Consider the following 20,314-nt stretch of genomic DNA (forward strand, 5'->3'; position numbering starts at 1 on the left):
ACACTTTTCACCGGCCCAGAGGAAGGGCCGGTGGGATGAAACCGAAGGAGTCTGAAACATGAAGAAACGATTATTGGGTGTGCTGTTGCTGTCCAGCCTGATTGGGCTCGCCGGTTGCAGTGACCAGCAAAACGCGACGGCCAGCGTCGATAAACAAGTCGCATCGCCACCGGTGTCTCCGTCCGTCCAGCGTTGGTACAACCAAGAGCAGGTTGCAAGAGGCAATGTACTGTTCCAGACAAATTGTGCCAGCTGTCATAAGTCGGATGCCTCAGGTACACCGAACTGGAAAGAACCCGATGCTGAGGGCAAGTATCCTCCGCCGCCATTAAACGGTACTGCACACACCTGGCACCACCCGTTATCCGTTTTGCATCGAACCGTGCAACGGGGAGGTATTCCTCTTGGCGGGACCATGCCGGGCTTTGCCGACAAACTGAACAATCAGCAGATCGACGACATTCTGGCCTGGGTGCAGACCCACTGGTCCGATGAGATCTACCGTGTGTGGTATGAGCGGAATGCTCAGGCCAGTAAATCCATACGGCCAATCAATGGGGGCTAAGGAGAAAGATTATGACAAAGGAGAGAATCGTGAAGTCAAAGAAAACACCTGCTTACGCAAAGCTCGCTGCTTGGTTGCTGGCCGGAATCACGCTGGTTACGGGAGGCGTATTACTCACTCAACAACCGGCTAAAGCGGCCGATGTAGTTGTCTATAAAAGCCCGACCTGCGGCTGTTGCAAGGGTTGGGTCAGTCATCTGAAAGAGAACGGTTATACGGTGGAAGTACACAACCAGCGCAACATGAATCCGGTGAAAGCAGAGCTGGGCGTGCCGCGTCATCTGCAGTCCTGCCATACCGCCAAAGTGGGTGAGTATGTCATTGAGGGGCACGTGCCTGCCGATGTGATTGCCCGCCTATTGAAAGAAAAACCATCTATCAAAGGCCTGGCTGTGCCCGGCATGCCCATGGGTTCGCCAGGGATGGAAGGGCCGAGGGAAGATCCTTATGACGTTGTGACCTTCCAGGCAAACGGAAAAACCACCGTGTATGCCAGGCGCAATCAGTAGGAGATAGAGATGATTAAGAAGCGTCTTGTTTCAGTTATCACACCCGTTCTGATAATGGCACTGCTGCTGGGGACAACCATCGTGATGGCGCACTCGCCATCAGAACAGGCAAGGGTCTATTTCATCGGCCTTGCGGATGGAGCAGTGGTAAAAAGTCCATTCAAAGTGAAATTTGGGATCGAGGGTTTCGGTATTACCCCTGCCGGGACCACCGGCAAGCGGCGGCATACTGCAGGCCATCACCACCTTCTGGTGGACCTGGATCAAACACCGGATATGGATGAGGCCATCCCAAGTGATGCACACCACATCCATTTCGATCAGGGAGAGACCGAAACCCTGCTGGAACTCCCCCCCGGTAGACACACGCTTCAGTTGTTACTGGGTGATGAGCAACATGAACCCCAGGATCCACCACTGATTTCCGGCAAGATCACGATCACCGTGCAGTGAGATTCTGTGTCTAAAGGAAGCCGTTATGAATAAACGAGCAGGCCAATTTGGATTGGGTGCGTTGGCGTTGCTGTTGGTGACTGGTGTCACTCTGGCTGGCGGCATGATGATGAACCATAGCGTGGCCAGGCATCATCAGGGTATGCGGGTGGGTGTTCCTGAACCCTACAGAGATATGCGCAATTCATTGCCTGCCTCAGATGCGGTCATAGCTGAGGGCGAGCAGCTCTATCAGGCCAACTGCGCTGCCTGCCACGGCAAGCAGGGTTATGGCGATGGCCCGGCAGGCAAGCCGCTTTCACCGCGACCAGCCAATATCAACCATTTTATGCAAATGCGCATGATGGCCCGGGACAACTATCTCATCTGGACCATCAGTGAAGGCGGCAAGCGATTCAATACCGCCATGCCGGCATTCAAGGAGACACTTGGCATCGAGGATCGATGGAAGATCATCCATTTCTTGAGAACGCTATAGGTTTTCATTAACAAATAGAGGAATAGAAGAGATGTACAGCTTTTCAACCCGACTGACGGGGAACCTGGACGAGATCGAACAGAAGTTAATCGGTGCGTTGAAGGATGAGGGATTCGGCATTCTGACCGAGATTGATGTGCAGGCCACGCTGAAGAAAAAACTGGGTCTGGAGAAGAGGCCCTACAAGATTCTTGGTGCCTGCAACCCGCCCCTTGCCAACCAGGCCATTGATGCAGAGCCCGATATCGGACTCCTGCTGCCGTGCAATGTGGTGATACGAGGAGAGGAGGATGGAACGATCACCGTTGCATTCATGGATCCGGAGGCGGTCTTGAATCTGGTCGATCGGGACGATATTGCTGAGCTGGCGAAAGAGGTGCGTTCCAGACTTCTTCGTGTGCGCCAGGCGATGGGTGGAAGCACGATTGACTGATCGTACCAAAAGACCCTTGACCTGTGTGTAACACGCAGGTTGTACGATAAGTATACCAGCTGATTACAGCGAGATTATTCCAAATAGAGAGGCAGAGATGATGGCGATAACGAAAACCATGAGCATGGCCGTTTTTCTGGCTTCCGTTTCTTTTGCAGCGATTGCCGATTCCGAGCATTACGCTGAAGGTGCGGCAAATCCGTCTTCCGGAATGCCCATGTCCAGTGGACAGATGCCGATGATGAGTGGCCAACAGGGTGGAATGGCCGGGATGAAGGGCCAGGGCAACATGCCGATGATGGGGGGCGGTAAGGACAGTATGCCCATGATGAAGATGATGCAGGAGAAGCAGGCCATGATGCAGGAGCATATGAAGAAAATGGAAACGCACATGGCCAACATAGAGGCACTGCTGAAACAGTTGGTTGAGTTGCAGAAGAAATAGCAAACAGTCGGCTGGCAGGAGGAACAGATCGATGCTCACAGTTCATGAACTTGCGATACAGAGCGATGCACCGGCCCATGTGGTTCGCTACTACGTGCGTATCGGTCTGATCCAGCCTGCCGGACAGCAGGAGAATGGTTACCGCCTCTTTACGTCACACGATGCAACTCGGATCCGTTTTATCCGCATGGCCAAGCATCTTGGCTTTACCCTGAATGAGATCAAACAGATCACCCGGCATGGGGATATGGGTGAGTCGCCTTGTGACGATGTGCGAAAGATCATCCAGCATCGTATTCAGGAGAACCGGGTCAAGATCGAGGAGATGATGAAACTGCAGGCTCGCATGGAACAGGCACTGGAACAGTGGAAGCTGATGCCAAACGGGATTACCGATGGCAACAGCGTGTGCCATCTCATCGAGTCGATCGAAAGCAACGAAGATAAAAAACCCTGTCACGCAGATAGCTAAGGAGACAACCATGGGACATCCAGCAAAGAAACTTGAAACCTGGAACGGTGTCGATCCGGTCTGTGGCATGGATGTCAATCCCGAGAGCCCTCACCGCTACATATATAACCATATCGAATATGGGTTCTGTAGCGGTTCATGTCTCGACAAGTTTCGTGCTCAGCCAGAACACTATCTGAAGCCCTCCCCGGATACTGATCCGGTCTGTGGTATGGATGTCTCAGCGGAAAGCGAATATCGATTCCATTTTGAGGGTGTCGAATATCGTTTCTGCAGTGAACACTGCGAGAAGAAGTTCGCGGTTGATCCATCCGCCTATCTGAATGATAAGGAGATGGATCAGGCGGCAGAGCAGGAACACGCCGATGTTGATAGCTGTCACAGCTGTCAACATGATCACGCTGCGAAGGATGTTGCGCATCCGCCCGTGGCCGGCGCTGTCTACACTTGTCCCATGCATCCGGAGATCCAGGAAGCGCATCCTGGTCCCTGTCCCAAGTGCGGCATGGCTCTGGAGCCGATGGGTGAACCGGTGGCGGTGACTCGCACCGAATACACCTGCCCGATGCACCCCGAAATCGTGCAGGACCATCCCGGTAATTGCCCCAAGTGTGGCATGGCGCTGGAGCCGCGCACTATCGAGGTGGAGGAGAAAAACGAAGAGCTGATCGATATGAACCGGCGCTTCTGGGTGAGCGCCATGCTGGCTCTGCCGCTCTTCTTGCTGGCGATGGTGGCGGATCTCATGCCCAGCTGGCTGCCGGCCGGTCTATCCATGAAGACGGTGCAATGGATCGAGTTCACCCTGGCCACGCCGGTGGTCCTGTGGGGTGGCTGGCCCTTCTTCGTGCGCGGCTGGCAGTCGGTGGTGAGTTGGAATCTCAACATGTTCACCCTGATTGGACTGGGTGTGGCGGTGGCCTGGATCTACAGCGTCGTCGCCCTGCTGTTTCCGGCCATCTTTCCTGCCAACATGCTGCACGAAGGCGGGACGGTCCCCGTCTACTTCGAGGCGGCAGCCGTGATTACGGCCCTGGTACTGCTGGGGCAGGTATTGGAGCTGCGCGCCCGCAGCCGCACCAATGCGGCCATCAAGCTGTTGCTGGGGCTGGCCCCCAACACGGTACGCATCGTGCGTGCGGACGGCACCGAAGATGACATTCCGCTGGAACAGGTTATGCCTGGCGACATCCTTCGAGTCAGGCCAGGAGAGAAAGTGCCGGTGGATGGCGTGGTGACCGACGGCAGTAGTGCTGTCGATGAGTCGATGGTCACCGGGGAACCGATACCGGTCGAGAAGACCCGGGGTGAATCCTTGATTGGTGCCACCGTAAATGGCACTGGCAGCCTGCTGATGCAGGCGGAGAAAGTGGGGAGTGATACCCTGCTGGCCCAGATCGTACGCATGGTCAGCGAGGCCCAGCGTTCGCGGGCACCGATCCAGAAGCTGGCGGATATCGTTGCTGGCTACTTCGTGCCAGCGGTGGTGATGATCGCCGTACTCACTCTGATTGTCTGGGGCTTTTTTGGCCCCGAGCCGCGCCTGGCCCACGCCATGATCAATGCCGTGGCGGTGCTCATCATCGCCTGTCCCTGTGCGTTGGGGCTGGCGACACCCATGTCGATCATGGTCGGTACCGGCAAGGGGGCGACCCTGGGCGTACTGATCAAGAACGCCGAGGCGCTGGAGATTATGGAGAAGGTGGACACCCTGGTGGTGGACAAGACTGGCACCCTGACCGAGGGCAAGCCGCAGCTGGTTTCCATTCAGGTCAGCCAAGGTTTCGAAGAAGATGAGATGCTGCGTCTCGCCGCCAGTCTGGAACGGGCCAGTGAACACCCGCTGGCGGAGGCCATTGTCCGTGGTGCCGAGGAGAGGGGTGTCAGCTTGGCTTCCACTGACCGGTTCGAATCGATCACAGGCCAAGGCGTGACCGGCACTGTCGATGGGCGAACGGTGGCGCTCGGCAACCTCACACTGCTAGAGGGGCTGTCGATTGATTCGGGCAATTTGCTTGCAGAGGCCGAAATTGGTCGCGCACAGGGACAGACGGTCATGTTCGTGGCCATTGACGGTCAGGCTGCCGGACTGATTGGTGTGGCTGATCCCATCAAGGCATCTACACCACAGGCCATTCGTGATCTGCATGTCGAGGGTGTAAAGGTGGTCATGCTGACGGGTGATAATCAAACGACCGCTCAGGCTGTGGCTGACCAGCTTGGTATCGACCGGGTCGAGGCCGAAGTGCTGCCGGACCAGAAGGCCGAGATCGTCAGAAAGCTCCAGGCGGAGGGTCATACGGTCGCGATGGCGGGAGATGGCATCAACGACGCCCCAGCTCTGGCGCAATCCCATGTCGGTATCGCTATGGGTACCGGTACCGATGTGGCGATGGAGAGCGCCGGCGTGACCCTGGTCAAGGGTGACCTGCGCGGCATCGTGCGTGCCAGGCGGTTAAGCCGGGCGACCATGCGCAATATCCGCCAAAACCTCTTCTTCGCCTTTATCTACAATTCTCTCGGTGTGCCGGTAGCCGCCGGTGCGCTCTATCCCGTTTTTGGTCTGTTGTTATCACCGATACTTGCTGCGGCCGCCATGAGCTTTAGCTCGGTGTCCGTGATTGGTAATGCACTCAGACTCAGGCGAGTAACGATTTAACGAAGAGGAGATCATGATGGGAAACGGTTTTGGTATGGGTTTTGGCGGTGGCTTTATGTGGTTGTTTTGGATCCTTTTGATCGTTGTGATTGTGTGGGCTGTAAAGGCGGCTGGGGGGAGTAGTAATGATTCACCTGAAACGCAAAAGTCTGCACTGGACATCCTGAAGGAGCGCTATGCAAGGGGTGAGATTGATCAAGAGGAGTTCGAGAAAAAACGAGAGGATTTGGGTGGTTGAATAGAGTCCGGAGTAAGTGATGAAAACGCAAGATTCCATGAAACCTGTAGGCACCTGGGAAGTCAGGCGCAGGATCAAGATACCGGCACTGGTTCATGCTGCCGATGCGATGGCAGTGGAAGATGCAGTCCGTGCTTTATCGGGTGTCCGCAATATGGCTACGGATGTGGAAAAACACCAGCTCATCGTGCGATACGACGCCAGCCAGTCGGCTTACCAAGCCATTGTGGAGGCGCTGGAAAGCGCCGGCTTTCCGCCGTTAGACAATTGGTGGTGTCGGTTTAAGGGCAGTTGGTTTGAATTTACCGATACCAATGCCAGAGACAATGCACATGCCCCGCCTCCGGCCTGTTGCAATAAGCCACCCAAGTAGAGGGGTGGGTGATGCATTTCTGTTTACACTTGTCGTGAAAGATGACCGGATGAATCCCGTTATTCGACGAATCCTTTTGCTCGGGCTTTTGGTACTGGTTCTTGTGTCTGCTTACTACCTGCTAAAGGAGCTTGGGATGCTGGCCACTGTCACAGATGTCGATGAGCTGAAAGCCTGGATTTCGGAACTGGGGTATTGGGGGCCGGTCACGATTATCGTTCTGATGGCGATAGCCATCATTATCAATCCCATTCCCAGCGCACCGATTGCCTTGGCGGCCGGCGCCGCCTACGGGCATACCTGGGGCACTGTCTATGTGGTGGCTGGTGCCGCCAGCGGGGCAATGGGAGCTTTTTGGATTGCCCGGTTGCTTGGTTATGAGCTGATGGTTAGGGTATTCGGCAGCCGCTTGAGATTGGGCTGGCTGGGCTCCCAGAATTTCCTGATGGGTATGGTATTCGTTTCGCGGCTGATACCCTTCCTCTCTTTCGATCTGGTGAGCTATGGTGCCGGGTTGACCCCAATCACGACCTGGCGATTTGCCTTAGCGACCTTGACAGGTCTTATCCCCGCGAGTTTTCTGCTGGCCCACTTCGGCGGTGAGTTGACCTCGTCGAGCCTGGAGCAGGTGCTTGCTAGCGTGCTGTTGCTGGGTGGGCTGACATTGGTGCCGATCATTGCCACGATACTCGTGAAATGGCATGGGCGTAGAGTTACTGACCGGATCGATGTGTCAGGTAAATCGACCGTGGATCGGTAGGGATGGGACAGACTTGTGACCGGTCACGATATCTGATCAAATCCAGCACGCAATGATGGAACCCTTCGTTACCCGTCGTGTCTCTATCTGAAACATAATGAACGCTTTGAGAAGTAAGACATTTTAAGATGTCCTTGACCCACGACAACAATCTGCGATTGACCACCTGGATGTTAGTGGTGGTATTGCTGTTGTCCTGGGGGCAGGGTGCCTTGGCTGGCCTCGGGCAGCACTCCATGCCGATGGGAGAGGATTCTCATCGGGTCATGGCGGATGGTCACCATTGCCATATGCCCAAGATGGCGGATCTTCAATGCCATTGTGATACTGGCCATCTCAACCTGCGGCAGGCCCTGCCGCAGCGCGATTCCGATCTCCTGGGCTTCGAACGCATCGATCGGTCGGTTCTGGTCTCTAAAGATCTGGCGGATCTGCGTCCGGTCAGGGGGCCACCCCGTGACGAGATCCTGTTCTCCTTCTCAGCCCCACCGGTTCCCATCCCCCCGCGCCTGAGTTTCTGCTGCCTGCGTATCTGATACCCACCTGTTGTCTGACCAGCGTTTCAGCCGGCAGCATCCCGTTCTCCACCCTCTGATCTTTTAGCGTCCGCCAGGACAGCTCGAATTCGCTTGGGGATGGGGAACCCCCTGCTGCCAGACCCGAACCAAACAGCAGGTTTTCATTGATGTTCTCTTTTCCGCAACGCCGGGCGCGTGTCGCCCTTTTCCTTGTGTGCGGTCTGATCTGGCAGAGTGGCCAGGCGGCCGGCACCTTGTCGATCGGCCAGGCGGTGAGCCTGGCGTTACAGGACAATCCCGGCCTCGCTGAGGTACAGGCCAGGGCAGAGGCCGCCGCTCATCGGCCGAGTCAGGTTGGCGCCTTGCCCGATCCTGTGTTGTCTCTCAACGCCGCCAATCTTCCCCTGGATAGTTTTGATCTGACCCAAGAGCCCATGACCCAGTTTCAGGTCGGGATCAGCCAGAAGCTGCCTTGGCCCGGCAAGCTCGAGTTGCGTGCCGAGGCGACGCGGCTGATGGCCCTGGGCAAGCAGGATGCGACTCGCGAGGCGCGGCTGATGCTGGCCCGTGATGTGAGACGCAGCTGGTGGAATCTCTTCTATCTGGATCGTGCCCTGGCCACAGTAGAGGACAATCAGTCGCGGTTGCGTTCTTTTGTCCAGGTGGTGCAGGCCAAATACCGGGTGGGCGAGGGGCTGCAGCAGGATGTGCTGCTGGCCCAAGTGGAGCTCTCAGGTCAGTTGGAACGGGCAGTACGTCTGCGTGGCATGCGCCGTAGTGAGGCGGCCCGTCTGCAGGCATTGATGGGGCATCCAGGTGATTCACTCGTGGAGCTGCCAGCCGTCGATCCCCCTGAGCTGTTGAATCTGGAGGGGGCCGAAGTTTGGCTGCAACAGGCCCTGGCCGAGCGCCCTCTGTTGAGTATGAAACAGCATACGCTGGATGCCTCGAATCGCCGTCTGGAGCTGGCGCGGAAGGGGATCTATCCCGACTTCACCCTCAAGGGGGCCTATGGTCTGCGGGGTGGCAACAATCCGGACGGCTCCTCCCGCAGCGACTTTCTCTCCATCGGCGTCAGCCTCAATCTACCGATCTTTCAGGGCAGCAAGCAGGATCGGGAGGTGGATCAGCGCACCAGCGAACGAATGGAAGCCCGCTACGCCCTGGATGATGCCCGGCGCACGATTCGTGAACAGGTGGAACGCGCCCTGGCGGATTATGAACAGGGCCGAGAGCAGGCCCGTCTATTGCTCAACGGGATCATTCCTCAGACCGAGCAGACGGTGGCCTCCATGCTCGCCGGCTATCAGGTGGACAAGGTCGACTTCCTTACCTTGGTCCGCACCCAGATCAAATTGAACAACTTTCGCATTGCCTACTGGAAGGCCCTGAGTCAGGCCAAACAGGCCGAGGCGCGTCTGCTGGCTGCGGTCGGCGGGGAGAATAATCATGAATAAATACCCAATGGGTCTTACTGTCGCACTACTGGTTGGCGTTGGTGCAGGCATCTGGATGAGTGGTTACCGGTCACAGATTCCCTGGCTTGTTCCGGGGCTGGAGAGTGTGGCTGCTGCGGGCATGGAGGCGGGAGAAAAGCCCCTGTTCTGGCGCAACCCGATGAATCCCGCTATCACCTCGCCGGTGTTTACCAAGGATGAGATGGGTATGGACTACCTGCCGGTCTACGCCGATGCACCCAAGACGGGGAAAAAGGAGCGCAAGGTGCTCTTCTGGCGCAACCCGATGAATCCCGCTATCACCTCGCCAGTGTTCACCAAGGATGAGATGGGTATGGACTACTTGCCGGTCTATGCCGATGACGGCGGGGCGGCGGATGAGCCCACCGGCACGGTGAAGATTGACCCGGTGACCGTACAGAACATCGGTGTGCGCACAGTCAAGGCCAAGCGTCAGGCGTTCTCGCGTTCGGTGCGAGCCCTGGGCCGGGTGATTGCCGATGAGACCCGTATCACCCGTCTGCATCCGAAGACTGAGGGGTGGATTGAGAAACTCTTCATCAACAAGACCGGAGAACCGGTGAAGAAGGACGACATCCTCTTCTCCATCTACTCCCCCAAGTTGGTCAGCAGTCAGCATGAGTATCTGCTGGCGCTGCGCAACCTGAAGGCGCTGGGTGAGAGCGAGTATCCCGATATCCGAGAGGGTGCCCGTCAGATGGCGGAGATCTCTCGTGAACGGCTACAGCTGCTGGATGTACCGGAACACCAGATCAGGGAACTGGAGCAGAGTGGTAAGCCTTTCAAGGCGTTACACGTCCACTCTCCCTTCGACGGTATCGTGATGAAGTTGAACGTGAGTGAGGGGGAGTATGTGACCCCCAGGAGCGAACTCTACCGTCTCGCCGACCTCTCCAAAGTCTGGGTGCAGGTCGACGTTTATGAATATGAACTATCCAGGGTGCGTGTCGGGGACAAGGCGCAGATAACCCTGAAGAGTATGCCGGGCAGGATATTCGAGGGCACGGTCTCCTATATCTATCCCTATGCAGAGGCCAGGACCCGTACCATCAAGGTGCGCCTGGAACTGGATAACCCGGAACTGGCACTCAAGCCGGATATGTTCGCCGACGTGACCCTCAATACCGGGTTGCAGAAGGATGCGGTGGTGGTGCCGGATGCGGCAATCGTGCGCTCCGGTGAACGGGATCAGGTCTTCATTGTACGTGAGCCGGGCAAGTTCGAACCGCGGGAGGTGACCCTGGGCCAGAGCAGTGAGGGTTGGGTACAGGTGCTTGATGGGGTGAAGGCTGGAGAGGAGGTGGTGGCCTCAGCTCTGTTTCTGATCGATTCTGAATCCAAGTTGCGGGAGGCGACCGCCAAGATGATGGAGGCGGCCAAGGGGGGGCAGTCCGTCGGTGGGGCGGATATGGATATGCAGGGTATGGCTATGGATGCACCTGACATGTCGATGGATGAAATGCGCCTTGATAGTAGCGTTCCCGATGCGATGGATATGAGCGGCTTCACCCTGGATGGGGGACGCAAGCCATGATCGAGTGGATCATCAACGGCTCCCTGCGTAACCGCTTTCTGATCATCCTCAGCAGCCTGCTGCTGCTGGCGGCAGGCATCTGGGCGGTGAAACAGACCCCGCTGGATGCCATCCCCGATCTGTCGGATGTGCAGGTGATCGTCTTCACCGAGTTCCCGGGCCAGGCTCCCAAGGTGGTGGAGGAGCAGGTCACCTATCCGCTGACCAGCGCCATGCTCTCGGTACCTTATGCCAAGACGGTGCGGGGCTACTCCTTCTTCGGGCTCTCCTTCGTCTACATCATCTTCGAGGACGGGACTGACCTCTACTGGGCCCGCTCCCGGGTGCTGGAGCAGCTCAACTATGTCACCAGCCGGCTCCCCGACGGGGTCAATCCCACCCTGGGGCCGGATGCCACCGGGGTTGGCTGGGTCTACGAATACGCCCTGGTGGACCGTAGCGGTAATCAGGATCTCTCCCAGCTGCGCTCGATCCAGGACTGGTATCTGCGTTACCCCTTACAGACGGTGCCCGGGGTGGCGGAGGTGGCTAGCATTGGTGGCTACGTGAAGCAGTACCAGGTAGAGGTGGACCCCAATGCCATGGCCGCCTACGGCATCACCTTGGACAAGGTGAAACATGCCATCCAGCGTTCCAACAATGACGTGGGTGGGCGACTGGTGGAGATGACCGAGACCGAGTACATGGTGCGCAGCCGCGGCTATATCAAGAGCCTGGACGATCTGCGGGAGATCCCGGTGGCGGTGGATGGCCGGGGGACCCCGGTGCGCCTGCGGGATATCGCCCAGGTGCAGCTGGGGCCGGAGCTGCGGCGTGGCGTGGGCGAGCTGAACGGTGAGGGTGAGACCGTCGGTGGCGTGGTGGTGATGCGCTTTGGCGAAAACGCCCTGACCACCATTCAGAAGGTACGGGAGAAGCTGGAGGCGTTGCAGGCGGGTCTGCCAGACGGGGTGGAGATCGTGCCGGTCTATGACCGCTCCGACCTGATCCAGCGGGCGGTGGACAATCTGCAGCACAAGCTGCTGGAGGAGTCGATTGTGGTCTCCCTGGTCTGCATCATCTTCTTGTTGCACGCCCGTTCCGCCCTGGTGGCAATCCTCACCCTGCCGGTGGGTATCCTGATGGCCTTCATGGTGATGCATGCCCAGGGCATCAATGCCAACATCATGTCCCTTGGGGGTATCGCCATCGCTATCGGCGCGATGGTGGACGGCGCCATCGTGATGATCGAGAACGCCCACAAACACTTGGAACAGATGGCCCGCCGACTGGGACGGAAGCTGAGTGAACGCGAACGCTGGCAGGCCATCGGTAACTCTGCGAGGGAGGTGGGGCCAGCCCTCTTCTTCTCGCTGCTGATCATCACCGTCTCCTTCCTACCGGTCTTCACCCTGCAGGCCCAGGAGGGGCGGTTATTCAGTCCTTTGGCCTTCACCAAGACCTACGCCATGGCTGCCTCGGCGATCCTGGCGGTGACGCTGGTGCCGGTTCTGATGGGCTTTTTTATCCGCGGCAGGATTATCTCGGAGGCGAAAAACCCTATCAACCGCCTGCTCCATATGATGCATCGCCCGCTATTGTCGCTGGCGATCCGGGTGCGCTGGCTGACCCTGGCGGTTGCGGTGGTGCTGCTGGGCTTCACCTTGCAGCCGCTGCAGCAACTGGGCAGCGAGTTCATGCCGTCCCTGGATGAGGGGGATATCCTCTACATGCCCACTACCTATCCAGGCATCTCCATCACCAAGGCCAAAGAGCTGCTGCAGCAGACCGACAAGATTATCTCCAGCTTTCCCGAGGTGGCGACGGTCTACGGTAAGGCTGGGCGAGCCGAGAGCGCCACCGACCCGGCGCCCCTGGCGATGCTGGAGACCACGATTAGGCTGAAGCCGCGAGAAGAGTGGCCCGATCCCGCCAAGAGCACCCAGGAGCTGATGAATGAGATGGACGCGGCGATCAAGTTCCCGGGGCTGGCCAACAGTTGGACCATGCCGATCAAGACCCGTATCGACATGCTCTCCACCGGCATCAAGACCCCCATCGGGATCAAGGTCAGCGGGCCGGATCTCGGGGTGCTGGAGTCGCTGTCGAAGGATATCGAACGGGTTATGAAAACGGTCCCGGATACGGTCTCCGCCTTCGGTGACCGGGCGCTGGGGGGCTACTACCTCGATTTTGATATCGATCGCAAGGAGGCGGCCCGATACGGGCTCACCGTGGGTGATGTGCAAGATGTGATCCAGTCTGCCATTGGTGGTATGAACGTCTCCCGCACGGTGGAGGGGCTGGAGCGCTACCCGGTGAATGTGCGCTACCCGAGGGAACTGCGTGATGATCCTCAGCGGCTCAAGCGGGTGCTGATCCCCACCTCCAACGGTGAATCTATTCCCCTGGCCCAGGTGGCGAAGATCCAGCTGCGCCGGGGGCCGCCGGTGATCAAAAGCGAGGACGCCCGGCCTAACGCCTGGATCTATGTCGATATCAGCACCTCGGATATCGGCGGTTATGTGGCCAAGGCCAGGCAAACCGTGAGTGAACAGGTGAAGATCCCGCCGGGTTATGCCCTGGTCTGGTCGGGGCAGTTCGAATACATGGAGCGGGCTGAGGAGCGGCTGCGCATCGTGGTGCCGGCGACTCTGTTGATCATCTTCCTGCTGCTCTACTTCAACTTTGGCAACCTCAGCTCACCGCTGGTGGTGATGCTCTCCATCCCCTTCGGGCTGATCGGCGGTATCTGGCTGGTCTACTGGTACGGCTTCAATCTGTCGGTGGCGGTGGTGGTGGGCTTCATCGCCCTGGCCGCGGTGGCGGCGGAGATCGGCATTTTGGTGTTGACCTTCATCGATCAGGCCGTGGCGGAGGCACGCCACCAGAGAATCATCCGGGGTGATGCAGCGTGTCTGACCAAGGGCGAACTGATGGAGGCGGTGCTCCAGGGCACGGCGGAGCGGGTGCGTCCTATCGCCATGACCGCCACCGCCATCATTGCCGGCTTGTTGCCGATCCTCTGGGGCACTGGCACCGGCTCCGAGGTGATGCAGCGCATCGCTGCCCCGATGGTGGGGGGCATGGTGAGTGTCACTGTGCTCTGCATGCTGGTGCTACCGGTGATCTACGGTCTGGTTTTGCAGTTCAAGGAACGGTTCTATTCCAGTGGAACCGTCGTAGAAGCGGAGGAGCTCCTAAAAAACAGCGAAGCTTGATTGAAATATTTGGAAACGACTTTTACCAACGTGAGTGGAGATACAACATGAAAACAGTCCTGAAGAGCCTGACCTTTGCCATCCTGAGCGGTGCTGCCGCCGCCAGCTATGCTGGCATGGACCACAATCAAACCCCCATGGATCAGGGCCGCCATGACACCATGGCGGCCCAGTCGAAGATGTTCCTGGAGAAGACACAGATCGACGGGCACACCGTCAGCTTCCACGTGATGCAGGCCAAAGAGGGTATGCAGCACGGCGGCAGTCACAATCTGATGATCAAGGTGGAGAAGGATGGCCGGACACTGAACGACATCGCCGTCAATTCCAAGGTGGTTTTCCCCGATGGCAAGGAGGGCAGCAAGATGCTGATGAAGATGGGGGACTGGCATATGGCCGGCTACGATCTGGGCCAGACTGGCGAATACCAGCTGATGGTGCTGTTCAAGACAGCTGACGGACAGAAACACTTTGGTGGCATTCACTATATGGCCAGGTAAGCGGAATCAGTGCCGGAAAAGGGAGGCGATTGAGGGCTTCCCTTTTCTGGATCTGAAATTCCACAACCAGAGCCTGGCAAGATCAACAAAATCATGAGGGTAGAGAGCTATGACTCATAGTGGATCAGGTAGACGATTTCTGGCTATGTTTCTGGTCGGATGCGCGATCGGTATTGGTGTGATTAGCTCTGTCGTTCGTGCGGATTCCGATGGGCCGATTACAGACAGAGCGATCATTGCAGAAGAGGTCAGAAAAGAGCTAAGACGGTTGATCGATGAAGAGGGCTTCATGGATCGCGCTATAGAGCGTGGAATCGAATCCTATATTCAGAAACAACGTGCTGTGTCGGCTTCTGAAAAGAATCGTGCACGGGCGCAACATGCGCGAAATCTTCGTCCTGTTTCGGCGGAGAGGGATCATATTTATGGCGATCCCAATGCGCCGATCAGTCTGGTTGAATACTCGGATTTCGAATGTCCATTCTGTAAGCGGTTTCACCCGACCGTGAAAAAGCTTATCGAACAGAACGCAGGCAAGGTCAACTGGGTCTATCGGCATTTTCCTCTGGAATTCCACAATCCCGGTGCACAGAAGGAAGCTGAGGCAACAGAGTGTGCCTCTGAACTGGGAGGAAATGGTGCGTTTTGGCGCTATTCCGATCTGATCTACCAACGCACGACCTCCAATGGTAGGGGATTCCCAATCGATCGTTTGGTGCCATTGGCCGAAGAGATCGGGCTGGATGGTAAGAGATTTCGGGACTGCCTCGATAGTGGCAGGATGGCTGACCGGGTCAGGGAGGATTATGAGGATGGGGTTAAAGCCGGGATCTCAGGAACACCCGGAACGATCTTTCTCAATCATGTCAGCGGTGATCTCTTTGCCACCGCCGGTGCCTTGTCACTTTCCCGCTTGCAGGCTGCGGTAGACCGTTTGCTGTCAGATCAGACAGCAAAATGAGTAACCGACCGTCACCTAAACGCCAGATACATAAGCATGGGAGCCTCTGATCACGTCATGAACGCGTATCTTGTGCCCAGACTATCCAGCTTCTGCGTGGCAAATCTCGGCAACGGCTCCATGCGTGACTTTACCTTCTGCCTCCATGCAGTCGTTCGCAATAGCCAGCTAATACGTGCGATTTGCACCTTGAATCTGAATATTCTGAATCACAATCCACTTCGTCCAGACTTAACCAGAGGCCCCTTAGGATTCCTGGGGTAAATCTATTGTGAGAATAGTCACATTTACCCCAAGAAAAGGTAATTAAATTCTGGCGAAAGTGACTGCTTTCACTTCTACTTTCTTCCGCGAATAACAATGAAAAAAACCTCAGTTTCAAAGCAACGAATAGAAGATGTGCTGTCGGGTCTGGACAGGCTCGCCGCGCAGGCCAGCCTTTCACAGCTGACCAGCCGCCGCCTGAGTGAAATGGCGGGGGTGGCAGAGGGGGTGATGTTTCGCCTCTTCAATGGCATGGACGGAATCCTGGAGCAGTGGATCGAGAGCCGGGGCGGGCGTCTGTTGACTCTGATCAGCGGCGCGCCGGCAAACCGGGCCGGTTTTCTCAGGATGCTGCGGTCACTATTGGAGGTACCGGAGCTGTTGGGGCTGCTGTTCGATGAGCTGAAGGGATCACCGGCGATCCTGGCCCGGCTCGATGCACTGCGTCTCCGGGTGGAAGAGCAGCTGAGCCGTCAGCTCCAGTGTCTTACGGCACCGGGTGGGGGCGGTAGCCTGCTGTTTGCCGACCACCTCTGGGTTTCGCTCAGGCGCAGCTGGGATCCACGCATGCCGGACCGAGAAGAGCGTCGGGAGCGTTTACTGAATTTCCTGCCCGGGGAGATGAATGGAGTGAAACCATCGGAAATATTGCCGAATCCGGCGCTGCTGCAGCGGCTGGCGATCAACAAGAGCGGCTTTGTCTTCGATCCTGTCAGCGGTCGCAGTTTTACCGTCAATGAGTCGGGACATGCCCTGTTGCATCTGATGATGCGGGAGATGAGTGTTTCCGAGATCATCGAACAGTTGGCCGAGAAGTGGGACGTAGAACCAAGGCAGGCGGAGCGTGATCTGCTCGAATTTGCCGCCGAACTGCGCAAGGCGTTTCACGGATGAAAGGGGCAAAAGGGGCTTGATCTATGTGTCACGCATATGTTGCCGGCTCGATTCTGACTGACGGATCACAACGAGATAAATACCGTGGAAGGAGGAGGAACGATAAATATGACTTGATCAGAGGCTCCCTAAATAAACGACCATGATTGCTTTTGTAACCGTTGTTTTGTTTTTGGCGGTTTCTGACTCTTGGTGGCACACCGAAAAAACGACTGAAAAATTCAGCCACCAAAATGCCAATGACTAGTGGAGCGATGACGACAAAGAGTCGTCGGCTCTGGCTACATTTATTGAGGAGCCTCTGAATAAGTCTGGGCCGTACAGATTGCTGATGAAAATGCGCTGATTTGAGGCGCAAATTGCACGTAATAGCCAGTTATTGCGAAGGTTTGCAACGAAAAAGCAGCGTATTTTGGCAGCAAGATGTAGGTCCATGACTTGATCAGAGGCTCCTTGACATAAATAGAGTAATACAAATGAACAAAACAAAACTATCTATAGCGCTTGCGTTGACCATGAGCATTAGCATGCTCACAGCCTGTGGTGGTGACTCCACAACGTCGACATCTTTGACAACTACAGGAAATGCATTATTGGGTAGCGCCTTTAAAGGGCCTATCGATGGTGCGACCGTCAGGGTGGTGGATGCAACAGGCAATATTCTTGCCTCGGGAGGCAGTAATCAGGGTAAATTCGCACTTGCTGATTTTGACCTTCCTGCAGATACAAATGCGGTCTTTATTGAAACACAAGGCGGTGAATACACGGATGAAGCCACAGGTGAAGTGGTATCGCCTGCGAGCACAGGGTTAATGACTGTCTTCACGGCAGCTGAATTACGAACCATTATCAGTGATAGAAAAGTGGTTGCTCTGACTCCGGAAACAACCATATTGGCTAAACTGGTGCAGAAGATGCTGGCATCCGGCAAGTCAGGCAGCAATGCAATTGCCGATGCGAAACAGATCATACAGGCTCAGCTGATCGATGATACAAATCCCGCCGTGGGAGTTTCTGGCGATACTCTTTTTCTCATCGGTGATCTTGGTGCAGCGATTCCGTCTGATCAGTCTGAGACTCTTGCTCGAAATCGGGCGATCAGTTACTCCTTTGAGGCTAATAGTCTGAACCTTTCACCTGCACAGGTCTTCGATCTGATCGAAAAGCGTGCGACTGATCTGGAAGATGGCATACTGGATGGTAGGGAAAACGGAGCGGCGACTATTTTACTGACCGATAAAGATGGCATAGATAAGAAACTGGATGAGATAGATCAGAAAGCGCGCTATGGCCTGGCACGTTCCCGATTGCTCAACAATACGATAGAACGATTAAGTAATGGTCGGATTAGCGATAGTGAAAGGGAAGGTCTGGCCCAGCTGGGTTTTGATGCGGATTATTTTAACCAGCTAAACAACAATAATCAGGCTTCAGAAAATAATACTGAAACCTGGCTTGCGGCGACCAATCTGCCAGCATTTAATCGGTTGTCGATTCTAAGTGATGAAGATGGTGATCCCAATAATAATGCGGCCACTTATACACTCACTGCAACGCCTGATGTGAATGTCGCCATCAATGCTCCGGGGGATAGTTGGCTTACGCCCATGATGCGTTATAACGGCTCCCAGTTACCTCCGGTTATCAAGGCGAAACGTGGTGATTTTATGACCCTGCATCTGGTGAATGATCTGCCGGTTGCGACAAGCATTCACTGGCATGGGTTCAAGATTCCAGGTGACCAGGATGGTGGTCCTGATTTTCCGGTCGCAGCAGGAAACAGTAAAACCTACAGCTTCTCCATGTTGCAGCCTGCCGCCCCTCTCTGGTTTCACCCCCATCCTGATATGAAGACGGGAGAGCAGGTTTATAAGGGACTGGCCGGAGTTTTCCTGCTGGAAGATGAGATCAGTCAACAGCTGGAAAGCAACAAGCAACTGCCTGCAGGAAACTACGATATACCGGTGCTTATCCAGGATCGGCGTTTCAAGGATGAAGTCAATGGGATACGTGAACTCGCCTACATGGATAGAGAGATGGACAGTGACGGTATGCTGGGCGATGAGATCCTGATCAATGGCTCAGTCTTGCCAAAGCTGGATGTGGAAACACGGCAATATCGTTTCAGAGTTTACAATGCATCCAATGCGCGTACCTATGACCTTGCCCTCAGTGATGGCGCAAGATTCAAAGTGGTCGGAACGGATGGCGGCCTGTTATCCCAGCCTGTGGAGGCCGACCATATTGTGCTCGGAGCAGGAGAACGTGCTGAGATCGTTATAGACTTTGGTCCGCATACTGTAGGAGATAAAGTGATGCTTATCAGCAGAGCCTTTAACGGTAGCCCCATGATGGGAATGATGGGCGGCATAAACAGCCGTAGCATGAACGGCGGCGGTATGAATGGTGGTGGCATGTACAGCAACGGTGTGAGCTCAGCTGGCATGGTCAATGGTATGCGAATGGATATCATGCGTTTTGACATAGCAACCCAAGCTGCTGATGACGTTACGCTCTATACTGCTCTACCGGCCAATGCAGAAATCAATGCACAGCGGTTGACAGAAGCCGATGCCAGCAAGACGCGTAACTTTGTCATGAGCATGTCGATGGACCATATGAATGGTGGAGGCATGACCTTTGTCATCAACGGAAAGACGTTCGATATGAACCGTATCGATGAGATCATCAACCTCGCTGAGGGCGATACTGAAATCTGGTCGATTCAAAATATGTCACCGATGGCGCATCCATTCCATGCTCATGCGATTCAGTGGCAGGTTCTTGATCGTAATGGTCGACCCGCGACAGGTACGGATCTGGGCTGGAAGGATACAGTTTTGGTTCAACCGGGTGAAACTGTGCGCATCATCGGTCGCTTCGATCCAGCAGTGAACAGGGGTGATTATATGTATCACTGTCATATTCTGGAGCATGAAGATGCAGGCATGATGGGTTTCTTCAGTATCCACTAATCACTCATTGGGTAACCCCTCGGCTATGCCGGGGGGCATCTAAATCCAACGATTCTTGCCGGTCCAACTCTTTTTGGTTCCTGGCTAGGCTCGAACCACCTAGTCGTCCAGAGCAACTCTTCTTACACACTATCTTCTGAACAAGAAGTGCTTCCCTGATAATCCCTTCTTCATTCCGAGCATCTGCCGATGAAAGAGTGGAATGTGCGGGATCTGGTTGCGATAGCCTCCTTTGGCCCCGCCTTCAACCGTCAGTATACGTTGGTGCTCGGTGAGTTCGATGAGCGTCTCAACGTCGCCGTTGCTGATTCGCGCTACTAATGTCGGCTACCAGTGGGCGATGGTTCGCCTGGACGGCCTTGTCTTCGAGGTCATTGCATCCGATGGCCGTCCGTTACCGGCTCCTATCATCACGACCGAATCGCTGATTGCCCCAGGTGGGCGCTACGATATCCTGCTCACCATGCCTGCCAGCGGTCAGTACAGGGCTAGCGTGGACTACGACAACATCTGTTACAGCCGCACGCTAGGCAGCGCCTCCACGACAGTCACTGTTGTTTGAGTAGATATATCCAGAGGTGCTTCCCTGCCCCCTGTTTGTCGTG

The 20,314-nt window shown here is 55.9% G+C and carries 21 protein-coding genes; all 21 read left to right on the forward strand.

All coding sequences use genetic code 11. The annotated features are described in order from the left end of the window. Positions 1-58: 58 nt before the first annotated feature. The 21 genes from L0Y14_RS05250 to L0Y14_RS05345 all read left to right on the forward strand — a co-directional run bounded on the left by L0Y14_RS05250 (position 59) and on the right by L0Y14_RS05345 (position 20,271). Positions 59-565, forward strand: coding sequence for a c-type cytochrome (locus L0Y14_RS05250; protein ID WP_039960753.1), 507 nt, complete (start codon positions 59-61; stop codon positions 563-565). Positions 566-576: 11 nt separating this feature from the next. Further along, positions 577-1,074 carry a DUF411 domain-containing protein gene (locus L0Y14_RS05255; protein WP_005966583.1) on the forward strand — a complete coding sequence of 166 codons (498 nt, stop codon included), beginning with the start codon at positions 577-579 and terminating at the stop codon, positions 1,072-1,074. Between the two features lie 9 nt (positions 1,075-1,083). Next, positions 1,084-1,527 carry a DUF4399 domain-containing protein gene (locus L0Y14_RS05260; protein ID WP_005966586.1) on the forward strand — a complete coding sequence of 148 codons (444 nt, stop codon included), beginning with the start codon at positions 1,084-1,086 and terminating at the stop codon, positions 1,525-1,527. A gap of 25 nt (positions 1,528-1,552) precedes the next feature. Continuing rightward, on the forward strand, positions 1,553-2,005 hold the full coding sequence (locus L0Y14_RS05265; RefSeq protein WP_050799384.1) for a c-type cytochrome: 453 nt from the start codon (positions 1,553-1,555) through the stop codon (positions 2,003-2,005). 31 nt (positions 2,006-2,036) lie between these two features. After that, positions 2,037-2,438 carry a DUF302 domain-containing protein gene (locus L0Y14_RS05270; RefSeq protein ID WP_005966592.1) on the forward strand — a complete coding sequence of 134 codons (402 nt, stop codon included), beginning with the start codon at positions 2,037-2,039 and terminating at the stop codon, positions 2,436-2,438. 97 nt (positions 2,439-2,535) lie between these two features. After that, a complete protein-coding gene (locus tag L0Y14_RS05275) occupies positions 2,536-2,883 on the forward strand; it encodes a hypothetical protein (protein WP_005966593.1) in 348 nt (115 codons plus the stop codon). A 31-nt stretch (positions 2,884-2,914) separates the two neighbouring features. Then, the gene (locus L0Y14_RS05280; protein WP_006474911.1) at positions 2,915-3,355 is read left to right on the forward strand and encodes a MerR family DNA-binding protein; all 441 of its coding nucleotides are present in this window, start codon (positions 2,915-2,917) and stop codon (positions 3,353-3,355) included. A gap of 10 nt (positions 3,356-3,365) precedes the next feature. After that, a complete protein-coding gene (locus L0Y14_RS05285; RefSeq protein WP_006474910.1) occupies positions 3,366-6,014 on the forward strand; it encodes a heavy metal translocating P-type ATPase in 2,649 nt (882 codons plus the stop codon). Positions 6,015-6,027: 13 nt separating this feature from the next. Further along, positions 6,028-6,252, forward strand: coding sequence for an SHOCT domain-containing protein (locus L0Y14_RS05290; protein ID WP_005965749.1), 225 nt, complete (start codon positions 6,028-6,030; stop codon positions 6,250-6,252). A 19-nt stretch (positions 6,253-6,271) separates the two neighbouring features. Then, a complete protein-coding gene (locus L0Y14_RS05295; RefSeq protein ID WP_081417769.1) occupies positions 6,272-6,625 on the forward strand; it encodes a heavy-metal-associated domain-containing protein in 354 nt (117 codons plus the stop codon). A 4-nt stretch (positions 6,626-6,629) separates the two neighbouring features. Further along, entirely contained in the window at positions 6,630-7,385 is a 756-nt protein-coding gene (locus L0Y14_RS05300; protein WP_240991660.1) for a TVP38/TMEM64 family protein, read from the forward strand. Between the two features lie 128 nt (positions 7,386-7,513). Continuing rightward, positions 7,514-7,921 (forward strand): hypothetical protein, encoded by a 408-nt coding sequence (locus L0Y14_RS05305; protein ID WP_005965752.1) that lies wholly within the window; start codon positions 7,514-7,516, stop codon positions 7,919-7,921. 149 nt (positions 7,922-8,070) lie between these two features. Further along, positions 8,071-9,360 carry a TolC family protein gene (locus L0Y14_RS05310; RefSeq protein ID WP_006474906.1) on the forward strand — a complete coding sequence of 430 codons (1,290 nt, stop codon included), beginning with the start codon at positions 8,071-8,073 and terminating at the stop codon, positions 9,358-9,360. Further along, positions 9,353-10,915 (forward strand): efflux RND transporter periplasmic adaptor subunit, encoded by a 1,563-nt coding sequence (locus L0Y14_RS05315; RefSeq protein WP_251859268.1) that lies wholly within the window; start codon positions 9,353-9,355, stop codon positions 10,913-10,915. Before L0Y14_RS05310 ends, L0Y14_RS05315 begins: the two co-directional genes overlap by 8 nt. Continuing rightward, positions 10,912-14,115, forward strand: coding sequence for an efflux RND transporter permease subunit (locus tag L0Y14_RS05320; RefSeq protein WP_006474234.1), 3,204 nt, complete (start codon positions 10,912-10,914; stop codon positions 14,113-14,115). The genes L0Y14_RS05315 and L0Y14_RS05320 overlap by 4 nt, the downstream gene beginning before the upstream one ends. A gap of 47 nt (positions 14,116-14,162) precedes the next feature. After that, a complete protein-coding gene (locus tag L0Y14_RS05325) occupies positions 14,163-14,615 on the forward strand; it encodes a hypothetical protein (protein ID WP_006474233.1) in 453 nt (150 codons plus the stop codon). Positions 14,616-14,760: 145 nt separating this feature from the next. Next, complete coding sequence (locus L0Y14_RS05330; protein ID WP_240991604.1) at positions 14,761-15,576, forward strand: DsbA family protein; 816 nt, start codon at positions 14,761-14,763, stop codon at positions 15,574-15,576. A gap of 360 nt (positions 15,577-15,936) precedes the next feature. Beyond that, complete coding sequence (locus tag L0Y14_RS05335) at positions 15,937-16,734, forward strand: PqqD family protein (RefSeq protein ID WP_005961003.1); 798 nt, start codon at positions 15,937-15,939, stop codon at positions 16,732-16,734. Positions 16,735-17,210: 476 nt separating this feature from the next. Continuing rightward, a complete protein-coding gene (locus L0Y14_RS05340) occupies positions 17,211-19,709 on the forward strand; it encodes a multicopper oxidase family protein (protein ID WP_005961004.1) in 2,499 nt (832 codons plus the stop codon). A 189-nt stretch (positions 19,710-19,898) separates the two neighbouring features. Continuing rightward, a complete protein-coding gene (locus L0Y14_RS16375) occupies positions 19,899-20,030 on the forward strand; it encodes a hypothetical protein (protein WP_005961005.1) in 132 nt (43 codons plus the stop codon). Then, positions 19,990-20,271 carry a hypothetical protein gene (locus tag L0Y14_RS05345; protein ID WP_138921769.1) on the forward strand — a complete coding sequence of 94 codons (282 nt, stop codon included), beginning with the start codon at positions 19,990-19,992 and terminating at the stop codon, positions 20,269-20,271. The genes L0Y14_RS16375 and L0Y14_RS05345 overlap by 41 nt, the downstream gene beginning before the upstream one ends. The last annotated feature ends 43 nt before the right edge of the window (positions 20,272-20,314 follow it).

This window comes from Candidatus Endoriftia persephonae, assembly GCF_023733635.1.
Classification (GTDB): Bacteria; Pseudomonadota; Gammaproteobacteria; order Chromatiales; family Chromatiaceae; genus Endoriftia; species Endoriftia persephonae.